This is a genomic window from Streptomyces sp. GB4-14, assembly GCF_022696125.1.
GTDB classification, from domain to species: Bacteria; Actinomycetota; Actinomycetes; order Streptomycetales; family Streptomycetaceae; genus Streptomyces; species Streptomyces werraensis.
In genome coordinates this window covers 2438968-2452846 of the sequence record NZ_RZHO01000002.1, presented here as the reverse complement: position 1 = coordinate 2452846, position 13879 = coordinate 2438968, and the positions used below count along the sequence as shown (strand labels likewise).

General features: G+C 74.2%; 16 protein-coding genes. 14 read left to right on the top strand and 2 right to left on the bottom strand.

What is annotated here, in order from left to right; translation table 11 throughout:
* The first annotated feature begins 270 nt into the window (after positions 1–270).
* The 4 genes from alr (at position 271) to ELQ39_RS12180 (ending at position 3454) form a co-directional block, all read left to right on the top strand.
* Entirely contained in the window at positions 271–1449 is a 1179-nt protein-coding gene (gene alr / locus ELQ39_RS12195) for an alanine racemase (RefSeq protein ID WP_225642089.1), read from the top strand.
* A gap of 36 nt (positions 1450–1485) precedes the next feature.
* A complete protein-coding gene (locus tag ELQ39_RS12190) occupies positions 1486–2700 on the top strand; it encodes an alpha/beta fold hydrolase (protein ID WP_225642088.1) in 1215 nt (404 codons plus the stop codon).
* Complete coding sequence (gene tsaE / locus ELQ39_RS12185; protein WP_190004935.1) at positions 2669–3172, top strand: tRNA (adenosine(37)-N6)-threonylcarbamoyltransferase complex ATPase subunit type 1 TsaE; 504 nt, start codon at positions 2669–2671, stop codon at positions 3170–3172. Before ELQ39_RS12190 ends, tsaE begins: the two co-directional genes overlap by 32 nt.
* A gap of 120 nt (positions 3173–3292) precedes the next feature.
* The gene (locus tag ELQ39_RS12180; RefSeq protein WP_242591900.1) at positions 3293–3454 is read left to right on the top strand and encodes a hypothetical protein; all 162 of its coding nucleotides are present in this window, start codon (positions 3293–3295) and stop codon (positions 3452–3454) included.
* 6 nt (positions 3455–3460) lie between these two features.
* Here the strand turns inward: ELQ39_RS12180 and ELQ39_RS12175 are convergent, their stop codons facing one another.
* Complete coding sequence (locus tag ELQ39_RS12175) at positions 3461–4006, bottom strand: hypothetical protein (protein ID WP_190004933.1); 546 nt, start codon at positions 4004–4006, stop codon at positions 3461–3463.
* Positions 4007–4124: 118 nt separating this feature from the next.
* Here ELQ39_RS12175 and tsaB point away from each other — a divergent pair, with 118 nt between their 5' ends.
* From tsaB to ELQ39_RS12135, 8 genes are all read left to right on the top strand, one after another.
* Entirely contained in the window at positions 4125–4778 is a 654-nt protein-coding gene (tsaB, locus tag ELQ39_RS12170; protein WP_190004932.1) for a tRNA (adenosine(37)-N6)-threonylcarbamoyltransferase complex dimerization subunit type 1 TsaB, read from the top strand.
* On the top strand, positions 4775–5332 hold the full coding sequence (gene rimI, locus ELQ39_RS12165; protein WP_337663004.1) for a ribosomal protein S18-alanine N-acetyltransferase: 558 nt from the start codon (positions 4775–4777) through the stop codon (positions 5330–5332). The genes tsaB and rimI overlap by 4 nt, the downstream gene beginning before the upstream one ends.
* The gene (gene tsaD / locus ELQ39_RS12160; protein WP_093767478.1) at positions 5325–6422 is read left to right on the top strand and encodes a tRNA (adenosine(37)-N6)-threonylcarbamoyltransferase complex transferase subunit TsaD; all 1098 of its coding nucleotides are present in this window, start codon (positions 5325–5327) and stop codon (positions 6420–6422) included. Before rimI ends, tsaD begins: the two co-directional genes overlap by 8 nt.
* Positions 6419–6682, top strand: coding sequence for a hypothetical protein (locus ELQ39_RS12155; RefSeq protein WP_190004929.1), 264 nt, complete (start codon positions 6419–6421; stop codon positions 6680–6682). The genes tsaD and ELQ39_RS12155 overlap by 4 nt, the downstream gene beginning before the upstream one ends.
* Before the next feature lie 130 nt (positions 6683–6812).
* A complete protein-coding gene (locus ELQ39_RS12150; protein ID WP_190004928.1) occupies positions 6813–7865 on the top strand; it encodes a LacI family DNA-binding transcriptional regulator in 1053 nt (350 codons plus the stop codon).
* Between the two features lie 89 nt (positions 7866–7954).
* Complete coding sequence (locus ELQ39_RS12145; RefSeq protein ID WP_443334357.1) at positions 7955–9046, top strand: LCP family protein; 1092 nt, start codon at positions 7955–7957, stop codon at positions 9044–9046.
* 101 nt (positions 9047–9147) lie between these two features.
* Positions 9148–9504, top strand: coding sequence for a YciI family protein (locus ELQ39_RS12140; RefSeq protein WP_190004927.1), 357 nt, complete (start codon positions 9148–9150; stop codon positions 9502–9504).
* A gap of 58 nt (positions 9505–9562) precedes the next feature.
* Entirely contained in the window at positions 9563–10828 is a 1266-nt protein-coding gene (locus ELQ39_RS12135) for an RNA polymerase sigma factor (RefSeq protein WP_242591899.1), read from the top strand.
* A 20-nt stretch (positions 10829–10848) separates the two neighbouring features.
* Here ELQ39_RS12135 and ELQ39_RS12130 read toward each other — a convergent pair whose 3' ends face one another.
* The gene (locus ELQ39_RS12130; RefSeq protein WP_242591898.1) at positions 10849–12024 is read right to left on the bottom strand and encodes a THUMP-like domain-containing protein; all 1176 of its coding nucleotides are present in this window, start codon (positions 12022–12024) and stop codon (positions 10849–10851) included.
* Positions 12025–12147: 123 nt separating this feature from the next.
* On the opposite strand from ELQ39_RS12130, the gene ELQ39_RS12125 reads away from it, so the two are divergent.
* Complete coding sequence (locus ELQ39_RS12125; RefSeq protein ID WP_242591897.1) at positions 12148–13035, top strand: polysaccharide deacetylase family protein; 888 nt, start codon at positions 12148–12150, stop codon at positions 13033–13035.
* On the top strand, positions 13032–13826 hold the full coding sequence (locus ELQ39_RS12120; protein WP_242591896.1) for a polysaccharide deacetylase family protein: 795 nt from the start codon (positions 13032–13034) through the stop codon (positions 13824–13826). Before ELQ39_RS12125 ends, ELQ39_RS12120 begins: the two co-directional genes overlap by 4 nt.
* Positions 13827–13879 lie beyond the last annotated feature (53 nt).

The following is a 13879-nucleotide window of genomic DNA, read 5'->3' as shown; positions in this document are numbered from 1 at the left end:
CGCCGGCCGCTGCGGGCGACCGCCCCCACCCCGTCCCCTTCCCGCCGTACGCGGCTACGTCGACACCGGGGCGGACGCCCCCCCCGCCAGGGTTGCCGACTGTGGGCATTCCCCCAGGGCGATGGGTGATGGGCGAGGGCGGTCGCGGTGGTACCCGCACAGCACGTGTGCATCCACCCTCCACGTGACCTGCCCCGACGTCAGGTGCAACGCACTGCGCGCCACCCCGGTGCGAGGGCACCGCACGTGCCCTCTGAGAGACTGTCCGGGATGAAAGAGACAGCTGACCCGCACGGCGCGCAGGTCCGCGCCCGCGCTGTGATCGATCTGGCCGCCGTGCGGGCCAACGTACGCACCCTCCGTGAGCGCGCCCCCCGCGCCGCCCTGATGGCCGTCGTCAAGGCCGACGGATACGGGCACGGCGCGGCCCCCTGCGCCCGCGCGGCCGTGGAGGCCGGTGCGACCTGGCTGGGCACCGCCACCCCGCAGGAAGCGCTCGCGCTGAGGGCGCCGGGGTCGGGTGTGCCGGACGACGTCCGGGTCATGTGCTGGCTGTGGACGCCCGGAGGGCCCTGGCGGGAGGCCGTCGAGGCCGACGTCGACGTCTCGGTGAGCGGGTTGTGGGCGCTGGACGAGGTCGTCGCGGCCGCGAGGTCGGCCGGCCGGCCCGCGCGCGTGCAGCTGAAGGCGGACACCGGGCTCGGGCGGGGCGGGTGCCAGCCCGCGGACTGGGCCGAGCTGGTCGCCGGCGCGCTGCGTGCGGAGGCCGAGGGGCTGCTGAAGGTCACCGGGCTGTGGTCGCACTTCGCCTGCGCCGACGAGCCGGGGCATCCGTCGATCGCCGCCCAGCTGCTCACCTTCCGGGAGATGGTGGCGTACGCCGAGGCGCAGGGCGTGGAACCCGAGGTGCGGCACATGGCCAACTCGCCCGCGACCTTGACGCTGCCGGAGAGCCACTTCGACCTGGTGCGGCCCGGCATCGCAATGTACGGCGTCTCGCCCAGCCCCGAGATCGGCACGCCGGCGGAGCTGGGGCTGCGGCCCGCGATGACCCTCACGGCGTCGCTGGCGCTGGTGAAGAACGTGCCGGGCGGGCACGGGGTCAGCTACGGGCATCACTACGTGACCGCGGGGGCCACCACCTTGGGGCTCGTGCCCCTCGGGTACGCCGACGGCATTCCGCGGCATGCCTCCGGTGCCGGGCCTGTGCTGGTGGAGGGGAAGTGGCGGACCGTCGCCGGGCGGGTCGCCATGGACCAGTTCGTGGTGGACCTGGGGGGCGACGAGCCCGGGCCCGGCGCCGAGGCCGTGCTGTTCGGGCCCGGGGACCGTGGTGAGCCCACCGCGGAGGACTGGGCGCAGGCCTCCGGAACCATCGCGTACGAGATCGTCACCCGGATCGGCAGCCGTGTTCCGCGTGTGTATGTGAACGGGGAACAGAGCGGGTAAGCGCCCTGCGTGGGGTCCGGGGAAGGGGAGCGGTACGTGAGCGAGAGCAGTGCGCAGGCCGTGACGGCCGCGTCCGCCGGGGGGTGGCGCCGGGCGACCGGTGTCGCGGGCCTCGCGATAGGCGTGCTGGCCACCGGCGCCGCCGCCGGCGTGGCCATAGAGCGGATGACCGTCGGCCGGGGCATACGCCGCAAGGCCCGGCTGGTCCTCGACTCGGCGGGGCCGTACGGGTCCCTGCGGGGGACACCCGGCAAGGCGTACGCCGATGACGGGACCGAGCTGTACTACGAGGTCGACGAGGTCGAGGCCGAGGCGGAGAGCGGCAGGCGGCGGCGGTTGTTCGGGCGGCGGGCGCCCGCGCCCGTGACCGTCGTGTTCAGCCACGGGTACTGCCTCAATCAGGACTCCTGGCATTTCCAGCGGGCCGCCTTGCGCGGCGTGGTGCGGACCGTGCACTGGGACCAGCGCAGTCACGGGCGCTCGGCGCGCGGCGCCGCCCAGGTGGAGCGGGGGGAGCCCGTCAGTATCGAGCAGCTGGGGCGTGATCTGAAGGCCGTCGTCGACGCCGCTGCTCCTGAGGGGCCGCTGGTGCTCGTCGGGCATTCCATGGGCGGGATGACCGTGATGGCGCTCGCCGACCAGTTCCCCGAGCTGATCCGTGAGCGGTGTGTCGGTGTCGCTCTGGTGGGGACGTCGTCGGGCGGGCTGGGGGAGGTCAACTTCGGTCTGCCGGTCGCCGGGGTCAACGCCGTGCGGCGGGTGCTGCCCGGGGTGCTCAAGGCGCTGGGTCAGCGGGCCGAGCTGGTGGAGAAGGGGCGGCGGGCCACCGCTGATCTGTTCGCCGGGGTCATCAAGCGGTATTCGTTCGCGTCGAGTGACGTCGATCCGGCCGTGGCGCGGTTCGCCGAGCGGATGATCGAGTCGACGCCCATCGACGTGGTCGCCGAGTACTATCCCGCGTTCGACGGACATGACAAGGCCGAGGCGCTGGCGCATTTCGGTGAGCTGCCGGTGCTGGTGCTGGCGGGCGTGGGGGATCTCGTGACCCCGAGTGAGCACAGTGAGGCCATCGCGGATCTGCTGCCCGGGGCCGAGCTGGTGCTCGTGCCCGACGCCGGGCACCTGGTGATGCTGGAGCATCCCGAGCAGGTGACCGACCGCCTCGCCGACCTGCTCGTCCGTGCGGGCGCGGTGCCCGCAGGGGCTACCGTGGGTGGCTATGGAAGCAGCAGCACCGCACAGCACCGCTGAACTGACCGTCACCTCCCCCGAGCAGATGCGCGACCTCGGCCGGCGTCTCGCCAAGCTGCTGCGCGCGGGCGACCTCGTGCTGCTCTCCGGTGAGCTGGGGGCCGGCAAGACGACCCTGACGCGCGGGCTCGGCGAAGGGCTCGGAGTGCGGGGCGCGGTGACCTCGCCGACGTTCGTCATCGCCCGGGTGCATCCCCCGCTGGTCGACGGACCGCCGCTGGTGCACGTCGACGCCTACCGGCTGTCCGGCGGGCTCGACGAGATGGAGGACCTCGACCTCGACGTCTCGCTGCCGGAGTCGGTGGTCGTCGTCGAGTGGGGCGAGGGCAAGGTCGAGGAGCTGACCGAGGACCGGCTGCACGTCGTCATCCACCGGGCGGTCGGCGACACCACCGACGAGGTGCGGCACGTGACCGTGCGCGGGATGGGCGCCCGCTGGGCCGGGGCCGCGCTGGGGCCGCTGTCCGCCTGAGCGTTCCGACAAGGTGTCGGCAAGGTGTTGCGTCCGCGGCGTCCCGCGTGGTCACATGGTATCCAGCTCGCGGTTAGGGTTACCTAACCGCGTCCCGCCCCCGATGTCCAGGAGGCGTCCATGCCGGCCGTCCCGAGCAGGCGTGAGTCCACGCCGCGACCGGTGCCCATGCGCGACCTGCTCGCCGCCTGTGCCGCGGCCGCAGCCGTCTCCACCCCGCCGCCCGCGCCCGAGCCGCCGCGGCAGGAGAAGGCGGTGCGGGGCCGGCGCGAGGCCGCGTGAGGGTCCCTAGGGCACCACGACGACCGCGCGGCCGATCGTCGCGAACCTCCACATCGCCGCGCCGTCCGCCCGCGATTCCCGGATCCCGCCCGTGCGTTCCGTCGGGTCGAGGACGGGCGCCGAGCCGTCGACCGCCGCGCTGAACCCGATCACCGTGCCGTCCACGCTCGCGAAGCGCACCACGTGTTCGACCGGGACGCCGTCCGAGCCGGTGACCCTGCCCGAGCGGGACGTCACCCGGTAGGCGCCCGGAGCCGGGTCGACCGTGCTGGGGCTCACGCCGAACGTGCGGCGCACCTTGTCGCCGGTGTCCACCAGCCACACCCGGTCGCGGCCCAGCGAGTACACGACCCGCTGTCCCAGACCCGAGCGGGGCGGCAGGGCTGCCGCGTGGTGGCCGCGGGGCGCCTTCGGCGCGGGCGCCGGGTTGCCGGACGCCTGCCGGCGCAGGTCCGGGGGGACCGTCTCCGCCGCCCGGTGGCCGAGGTAGCCGACCGTCGCGAGGGCCGCCGCGGTCAGCCCCGCCACGATCATCGAACTGGTCCCCGCCATCGCCGTCACCCCTGTCCTGCTTTGCCCCACGCTGTACGGATGTGACGCGACCGTAGCAGTCCGTGACCGTCCGGCCCGTGCGGCCGTGGCCGGGGCGCGGGAGCCGTAGGCTGTTTGCGTGCTCTTGCTCGCTCTGGATACCGCCACCCCCGCCGTCACCGTCGCGCTGCACGACGGCGACGACGTCATCGCCTCGTCGAGCCAGGTGGACGCCCGGCGCCACGGTGAACTGCTGCTCCCGGCCGTCGACCGGGTGCTCGCCGAGGCCGGACTGCGGCTCGACGCCGTCACCGGGATCGTGGCCGGCACCGGCCCCGGCCCCTACACCGGCCTCAGGGTCGGCCTGATGACCGCCGACACCTTCGGGCTCGCCCTCGGCGTGCCCGTGCACGGTGTGTGCACGCTCGACGGCCTGGCCTACGCCGCCGACCTGGAGGGCCCCTTCGTCGTGGCGACCGACGCCCGGCGCAAGGAGGTCTACTGGGCGCGGTACGCCGACTCCCGCACCCGCCTCACCGATCCGGCCGTGGACCGGCCCGCCGACATCGCCGGCCAGGTCGCGGGGCTGCCCGCGGTGGGCGCCGGCGCGCTGCTGTACCCGGACACCTTCCCCAAGGCGCACGAGCCGGAGCACGTCAGCGCCGCCGCCCTGGCCCGGCTGGCCGCGGAGCGGCTGGCGGCGGGCGAGGAGCTGCCCGCGCCCCGGCCGCTGTACCTGCGGCGGCCCGATGCCCAGGTCCCCAAGAACTACAAGGTGGTCACCCCCAAGTGACGGGAACCGAGACGGTCGTCCTGCGTGAGATGCGCTGGTGGGACATCGACCCCGTGCTGGAGCTGGAGCGCGACCTCTTTCCCGAGGACGCGTGGTCGCGCGGCATGTTCTGGTCCGAGCTGGCCCACGCCCGCGGGCCGGGGGCGACCCGGCGCTACGTCGTCGCCGAGGAGGGCGGCCGGATCGTCGGCTACGCCGGCCTCACCACCTCCGGCGCGGAGGGCGACGACGGCGCCACCCCCGCGGCCGACGTCCAGACCATCGCGGTCACCCGGGACCACTGGGGCACCGGGCTCGGCTCGCGGCTGCTGACCGAGCTGCTGCGCGCGGCCACGGCGTTCGAGTGCGCCGAGGTCATGCTCGAGTGCCGCGTCGACAACGTCCGCGCCCAGAAGCTCTACGAGCGCTTCGGCTTCGAGGTCATCGGAGTCAGGCGCGGCTACTACCAGCCGGGCAACGTGGACGCGCTGGTCATGCGCTTGACCGACCCGTCCGCCTCCGTGACCCCGGGCCACCCCGTGAACGGCGTACAAGGAACCGAGATCCATGGCTGACGAACCCCTGGTACTGGGGATCGAGACCTCCTGCGACGAGACCGGCGTCGGCATCGTCCGCGGCACGACCCTGCTCGCGGACGCCGTCGCCTCCAGCGTCGACGAGCACGCCCGCTTCGGCGGCGTCGTCCCCGAGGTGGCGAGCCGCGCCCACCTCGAGGCGATGGTCCCCACCATCGAGCGGGCGCTGAAGGAGGCCGGGGTGAGCGCCCGGGACCTCGACGGCATCGCCGTCACCGCCGGTCCGGGCCTCGCCGGCGCGCTGCTGGTCGGCGTCTCGGCGGCGAAGGCGTACGCCTACGCCCTCGGCAAGCCGCTGTACGGCGTCAACCACCTCGCCTCCCACATCTGCGTCGACCAGCTGGAGCACGGGCCGCTGCCCGAGCCGACGATGGCGCTGCTGGTCTCCGGCGGCCACTCCTCGCTGCTGCTGTCCGCCGACATCACCTCCGACGTGCGGCCGCTCGGCGCCACCATCGACGACGCGGCGGGCGAGGCCTTCGACAAGATCGCCCGGGTGCTGAACCTCGGCTTCCCCGGCGGCCCCGTCATCGACCGGTACGCCCGCGAGGGCGACCCGGCGGCGATCGCCTTCCCGCGCGGCCTGACCGGCCCCCGCGACCCGGCGTACGACTTCTCCTTCTCCGGGCTGAAGACGGCCGTGGCGCGCTGGATCGAGGCCAAGCGGGCGGCAGGCGAGGAGGTGCCGGTGCGGGACGTGTCGGCGTCCTTCCAGGAGGCCGTCGTGGACGTGCTCACCCGCAAGGCCGTGCGGGCCTGCAAGGACGAGGGCGTCGACCATCTGATGATCGGCGGCGGCGTGGCCGCCAACTCCCGGCTGCGCGCCCTCGCCCAGGAGCGCTGCGAGGCCGCCGGCATCCGGCTGCGGGTGCCGCGCCCCAAGCTGTGCACGGACAACGGCGCGATGGTGGCCGCCCTCGGCGCGGAGATGGTCGCCCGCAACCGCGCGGCCTCCGACTGGGACCTCTCCGCGGACTCCTCCCTCCCGGTCACCGACCCGCACGTGCCGGGCGCCGCCCACTCCCACGACCACGTCCACGAGACCGCCCGGGAGAACCTCTACACATGACCGTCGCGCTGATGTGGGAGGCCCGCGCGGTCCCCGGCCGCGGCCCGGACCTGCTGGCCTGGGCCGAGGAGCGGGCCCGCGAACTGCCCCGCCGCCCGGTGCGCCGCGAGGTCTTCCGCGCCCCGCAGGACCGCGTCCTCGTCATCACCTGGTGGAACGCGCCCCTCGACGCCGACCTCCCCGAGCTCCCCGAGCCGGAGGGCACGCTGGTCACGCGGGCGGTGCACCGGTGGCGGTTCGAGTCGCTGGGGAGCGTCTGAGCGGAGGAGGGGACGCCGCGCCGGGTGTGCGGGAACGGCTGTGTGACGCGAATGTTTCGTCATATGTTTCGAATGTTCCGAGCCGTCGAAAGTCTTCGCCCGCGCGGCTCGCGGAGATACGATCGCCGCCATGACTTCCCCGCAGCCCGCTGACACCCGGACCAACGGGCGCAGCACGCAGACCGCGACGCTCGCCGAGATCGCCCGCGAGGCGGGTGTCTCCGCGCCGACTGTTTCGAAGGTGCTCAACGGCCGGGCCGACGTCGCTCCCAGCACCCGTTCCCGGGTCGAGGAACTGCTGCGCACCCACGGATACCGGCGCCGTCGCGCCGAGGCCAGCCGCTCGCCCCTGATCGACCTGGTCTTCCACGAGCTGGAGAGCGCCTGGGCGATGGAGGTCATCCGGGGTGTGGAGAACGTCGCCCGGGACGCCGGGCTGAGCGTGGTGCTGTCCGAGAGCGCGGGGCGGCTCACACCCGGCCGCACCTGGGCCGACCAGGTCGCCGCCCGCCGCCCGCACGGCGTGATCCTCGTGCTGTCCGGCCTCGACGAGTCCGGGCGCGCGCTGCTGACCAGCCGTGGCATCCCGTTCGTGGTGATGGACCCGGCCGGCGACCCGGGCACCGACGTGCCCTCCATCGGTGCGACCAACTGGCAGGGCGGGCTCGCCGCCACCCGCCACCTGATCGAGCTGGGCCACACCCGGATCGGCGCCATCAGCGGGCCCTCGCGGATGATGTGCAGCCGCGCCCGCGTCGACGGCTACCGGGCCGCACTGGAGACCGCCGGGCTGCCCGTCGACCCCGGGCTGATCGTCTCCGGCGACTTCCACCACGACGCCGGCTACCGGCAGGGACTCGCCCTGCTGCGCCGCGAGGACCCGCCCACCGCCGTGTTCGCCGGCAACGACCTCCAGGCGCTCGGGCTGTACGAGGCCGCGCGTGAACTGGGGCTGCGGATCCCGGAGGACCTGAGCGTGGTCGGGTTCGACGACCTGCCGGTGGCCCGCTGGGTGGGCCCGCCGCTGACGACCGTACGGCAGCCGCTGACGGAGATGGCGGAGGCGGCGGCGAAGCTGGTGCTCGACCTCGGCAAGGGCGAGGACAGCTCGACGGCGACCCGGGTGGAGCTGGCCACCAGCCTGGTGGTGCGGAGCAGCACGGCCGCGCCGCCGGTGCGCTGAGCCGCCCGGCGGCAGGTAGTTGCGAATCTGAGAATTTCGCGAGAAAAACGTCCGGGGAACGCCGCCCGTCATAATTCGGACGTACGTTCCTGCTTGTGACGGGACATCAGGGGACAAGCGGGGACAGCGCCGGAGGGGACGCCGGGGGCGCGGACGTGCGGCCCGGCCGGCGCAGAAGACGGACGCTGCGGGCCGTCGGGGGCATGCTGGCCGGGCTGCTGGTGCTCGGCGCGGGCGCTGCCGCCTGGGCGTATCTGCGGCTGGACGGGAACATCCGCGGCGTCGACATCGACCAGGCCCTGGGGGACGACCGCCCCGCCCGGGGTACGGCCACGCCGGTCCCGTCGCCGTACGGGGACGCCTCGCCACTGCCGGCCGGGGCGCTGAACCTGCTCGTGCTCGGCTCCGACTCGCGCAGCGGCGCGGAGAACCGGAAGCTGGGCGGCGGGCCGGAGGGCGGCGCGCGGTCCGACACCGCGATGGTCGTGCACCTCGACACAGGGCGGACCTCCGCGACGGTGGTCAGCATCCCCCGCGACACCCTCGTCGACCGGCCGTCCTGCCCGTCCGGGGACGGGGGCGCAACACGGCCGGCGTCCGGGGTCATGTTCAACACCGCGTACGAGGTGGGCGGTCCGGTGTGCGCGGTGAAGACCGTCGAGGCCCTCACCGGCGTGCGCATGGACCACTACGTCGAGATCGACTTCGCCGGGTTCGCCCGTCTGGTCGACGCGCTCGGCGGGGTCACCGTCACCACCCGCGAGGACATCGACGACGACCGCAGCCATCTCACGCTCGACGCCGGCACCCACCACCTGGACGGCGAACAGGCCCTCGCGCTCGCCCGCACCCGGTACGACGTCGGCGACGGCAGCGACCTGAACCGGATCACGCTCCAGCAGGACCTGGTGAAGGCGCTGGTCCGGCAGATCACCGAGCTGGACCTGCCGGCGAACCCGGCCGCGCTGTTCGGGGCCGCCGACGCCCTCACCGGCGGCCTCACCACCGACACGGGTCTGGACTCGCTCGGCGAACTGGCGTCCCTCGCGCGCAGCGTGGAAGGACTGACCGCCGACCGGGTCACCACCGTGACCATGCCGGTGCTGCCCGCCCCCTCCGACCCCGACCGGGTGGTGCCCGACGAGCCGGAAGCGCGGCGGCTGTGGGCCTCGCTGAAGTAGGGCGAGAATTCCTCCCGCCGGGTGTCGATATCCGTCCGCGCCGTTCGACGCAAGGGTGAGAGGCCGGGAAGGACCCGGCCCGCACACCACGAGGAGCCGACATGCCGCGCTATCTCTCCCTCATCCGGATCGACGAGAACAACGCCCCCGAGGGCGGGCCCAGCCCCGAGCTGATGCAGCGGATGGGCGAGCTGATCGAGGAGATGACCAAGAACGGCGTCCTGCTGGACACCGCCGGACTGACTCCGACCGCCCAGGGCTCCCGGGTCCACTACGAGGGCGGCCGGCTGTCCGTGACGGACGGGCCGTTCACCGAGACCAAGGAGGTCATCGGCGGGTACGCCATCCTCCAGGCCAAGGACAAGGCCGAGGCGATCGAGTGGACCAAGCGGTTCCTGAAGGTGCACGAGCCGCACTGGACGGTGACCTGCGAGGTCCGGGAGATCGAGGAGGGCTGACGGGCGGCCCGAGGGCCCCGCTTGGCCGTGCGGCCGTACGGGTGTCTGATGGTGGGCTGTGACACCACAGCCCACCGCCGGGCCGGACAGGGCCGTCGAGACCGTCTTCCGCATGGAGTTCCCGCGGGTGGTCGCCGCGGTGGCCCGCATCGTCCGGGACGTCGGCATAGCGGAGGAACTGGCGCAGGACGCCCTGGTCGCGGCCCTGGAGCGGTGGCCGCGCGACGGGGTGCCCGACAACCCGGGCGCCTGGCTCACGGCCACCGCCCGCCACCGCGCCGTCGACCTGGTGCGCCGGCGCGAGACCTACGCCCGCAAGCTCGCCGAGATCGGCCGGGACCAGACGACGGTGACGGCCCCGCCGGAGGAGCCCGCCGACCCGGACGACATCGACGACGACCTGCTGCGGCTCGTCTTCACCGCCTGCCATCCGGTGCTGTCCGCCGAGGCGCGCACCGCCCTCACCCTGCGGCTGCTCGGCGGCCTGACCACGGCCGAGATCGCCCGCGCCTTCCTCGTCCCCGAGGCGACCGTGGCCCAGCGGATCGTCCGCGCCAAGCGCACCCTGGCCAGGAGGAACATCGCCTTCGAGGTGCCGTACGGACCCGACCGCGAGGCCCGTCTCGGCTCGGTCCTCGACGTGATCTATCTGATCTTCAACGAGGGGTACGCCGCCACCGCGGGCGACGACTGGCTGCGGCCCGCGCTGTGCGAGGACGCGCTGCGGCTGGCCCGTGTGCTGTCCGGGCTGATGCCGAAGGAGCCCGAGGTGCACGGGCTGACGGCCCTGCTGGAGTTCCAGGCCTCCCGGACCGCCGCCCGCACCGGCCCCGACGGCGAGCCGGTGCTGCTCGCGGACCAGAACCGCGCCCGCTGGAACCGCATGCTCGTCGCCCGCGGCGCCACCGCCCTCGCCCGCGCCGACGCGGTCGCCTCCGGCCCTCCGGGCCCGTACGTCCTCCAGGCGGCCATCGCCGCCTGCCACGCGCACGCGTACCGCTACGAGGAGACGGACTGGCACCGCATCACCGCCCTCTACGGCCTGCTCGCCGCCCGCACACCGTCCCCGGTGATCGAACTCAACCGCGCGGTCGCCGTCTCCATGGCGGAGGGCCCGCAGGCGGCGCTGCCGCTGGTGGACGCGCTGTCCGGGGAACCTGCGCTGCGCGACTACCACCTGCTGCCGAGCGTCCGGGGCGACCTCCTGTCCCGCCTCGGACGGACGGAGGAGGCACGGGAGGAGTTCCTGCGGGCGGCGGACCTGGCCGGAAACGCCCGGGAACGGGAGATGCTGCGGAGGCGGGCGGAGGGGGCGGGGGGCTGAGCCTTTCGCGCCGGCGTGCCTCAGCGCACCGGGTGGCCCAGCAGCATCGTGGGCGCACCGGAGACCCGGGTCAGGAAGACCGTGACCGATGCCGTGCCGTGCGGCTTCGGGAGCGCCTTGCGGCGGAGCTCCTCCGGTTCGACAGCCGAGCCTCGCTTCTTGACCGTCAGGACGCCGACCTCGCGCTCCCGGAGCAGGGCCTTCAGCTTCTTGACGTTGAAGGGGAGCCGGTCCGTGATCTCGTACGCCGTGGCGTACGGGGTCGGGGTCAGGGTGTCCGCGGTGACGTAGGCGATGGTCGGGTCGATCAGGCCGCCGTCGAGGGGCTCGGCGGCCTCGGCCACCAGGTGGGAGCGGATGACGGCGCCGTCGGGCTCGTACAGGTAGCGGCCGACGGGGCGGACCCCGGGGTCGGGGAGGCCGCGGGAGACCAGGGTGTGCGGGCCCGGGAGCAGGGTCGCGCGGACCGTGCCGGGGGCGGTGCCGAACCACAGGACCGCCTCCTTCACGTCCCCGCCGTCGGAGATCCACTCCGCCTCGGCCTCGGCCGGGACCGCCTCGTGCGGGATGCCGGGCGCGATCTTCAGCGCGGCGGCCCGGGGCGCCTTCAGCGCCGCCCGCACCGCCCAGGACAGGGGAGGCGAGTACGCCTCCGGGTCGAAGATCCGGCCGCGTTTCGAGGAGCGCCGGGCCGGGTCCACGAACACCGCGTCGTAGCCGGACGTGTCGACCTCCGTCACGTCCGCCTCGCGCACCTCGATCAGGCCGGCGAGGCCGAGCGCCTCCGCGTTGGCGCGGGCGGCCGCGGCCGCCCGCGGGTCCCGGTCCACCGCGAGGACCCGGATCCCGGCCCGCGCCAGCGCGACCGCGTCCCCGCCGATCCCGCAGCACAGGTCGGCGACCGACCGTACGCCGGCCGCCCGCAGCCGCTCCGCCCGGTACGCGGCGACGCTGCGCCGGGTCGACTGCTCCACCCCGTTCGGTGTGAAGAACATCCGCGCCGCGTCCTCCTCCCCGAACTTCGCCACCGCCCGCTGCCGCAGCCGTGCCTGGCCGAGCGCCGCGGAGACCAGCTCGGCGGGGTGGTCGCGGCGCAGCCGGGTCGCGACGGCGAGTTCGTGCGCCGGGTCGGTGTCGCGCACCTCGTCGAGCAGGGCGCGGCCTTCGGGGGTGAGAAGCGGGGCGAGGTCGTTCACCGGGTCATTGTGGGCCAGTCGGTGGACCGTGCGCCTCCGGCCGCGGTGTCGGGCCGCACGCGGACCGGGCGGCTGCGAGGATCCGGCTCCATGCGAGTAGTAGGACAAAACGATAAGAAGCGGATGCGGCGGCTGGGGGTGCGGACCGGTCTCGCCACCCTCGCGCTCGCCGCCCTCGCCTCCGGCTGCGGCAAGGACGGCGACACCGTCGAACCGGCAGGCGGCCAGCCCCTCCAGGCGCCCCCGGCCCGCGCCCTCGACTCCTACGCCGAGAAGCTGCGCGCCGCGCAGGCCGCACGCGCCGCCGCGGCGAAGCGCTGGGGCCTGAAGAAGGTCCCGCTGACCGCGCCGCCGCCCCCGGCGAAGAAGCCGCGGATCACCACCCGCGACGGCTTCGAGGTCGACGGCCACGAACGGCTGGGACTCCCGCCGGTGTTCACCACCGTCCCCGTCGAGGAGAAGGTCGTCTTCCTCACCATCGACGACGGCGCCGAGAAGGACCCCGAGTTCCTGCGGATGATGACCGAGCTGAAGGTGCCCTACAGCGCCTTCCTCAGCGACTACGTCGTCAACGACGACTACGGCTACTTCAAGGACATGCAGCAGCGCGGCGTGAGCCTGCACAACCACACGCTCCGTCACCCCTACCTGCCCGCGCTCTCCCGCGCCGAGCAGGAACGCGAGATCTGCGGCATGCAGGACGTCATCGAGAAGCGCTACGGCACCCGCCCGGTCCTCTTCCGCCCGCCCTACGGGAACTACGACAAGGCGACCCTGCGCGCCGCCAAGAGCTGCGGCATCACCCACGTCCCGCTGTGGAACGAGGAGGTCTTCGCCGGCCACTGGGAGTACCGCGAGTGGGACCGGAGGATCCGCGCGGGCGACATCGTGCTCTCCCACTTCCGGGGCCGCGACGACTGGGACGGCACCATGCGGGACATGGCCCGCCGCTTCCTCGACAAGGTGACGGCCGAGGGATACGCCGTGGCCAGGCTGGAGGACTACCTGTGAGGCGGCGGCGCGGGGCCCCGGGGCCCTTCCCGGCCGCCCTCGCCCTGCTGCTCGCCGCGACCGCCGGATGCGCGGCCCCGTCCGGCGCCGGACACGTCTCCTCCCGCGCCGGCGGGCCGGCCACCGCCGTCGCCCCGGCGCCGCTCCCCCCGGTCGTCGACCACGTCACCACCGACGACCCGGTCGTCTTCCTCACCTACGACGACGGTGCCGAACGCGACCCCCGCTTCATCGACCTGGTGCGCGAGCGCAGGCTGCCGGTCAGCATGTTCCTCACCGACAGCGTGATGGGCCCCGGCTACGGCCACTTCGCCCGCCTGCGCGCGGTCGGCGCCAACCTCCAGAACCACACCCTCGACCACCCGGCCCTGCCCGGCCTGCCCCTCGCCGCCCAGCGCGCCCAGATCTGCGGCCAGCAGCGCAAACTCGCGGCCCGCTTCGGGATCCGGCCCCGCCTCTTCCGCCCGCCCTACGGCCGCCACGACACCGCCACCCTGCGTGCCGCCGCCGAGTGCGGCATCGCCGCGGTGGTCCTGTGGCGCGTGACCCTGGAACCCGACGGCCACCTCACGTACACCCACGGCCCCCGCCACCTGCGCCCCGGCGACATCGTCTCCGTACCCTCGGGCGAGGCCCCGCCTTTGTCCCTGGCGGAACGCACGACGCGGCTCCTGACGGAACTGGAGGAGCGGGACTTGAGGGTGGGCAGGCTGGAGGAGTACCTCCCTGGCCGTACGCGCCCGGCCGCTCCCAGCCCGGCCGCGGCCAGTCCCAGCCCGTCCGGCGCTTGAGGACGAGGCCGTCAGGCCGACAGCGGGGGTCCGGGGGCGCAGCGCCCCGGGCG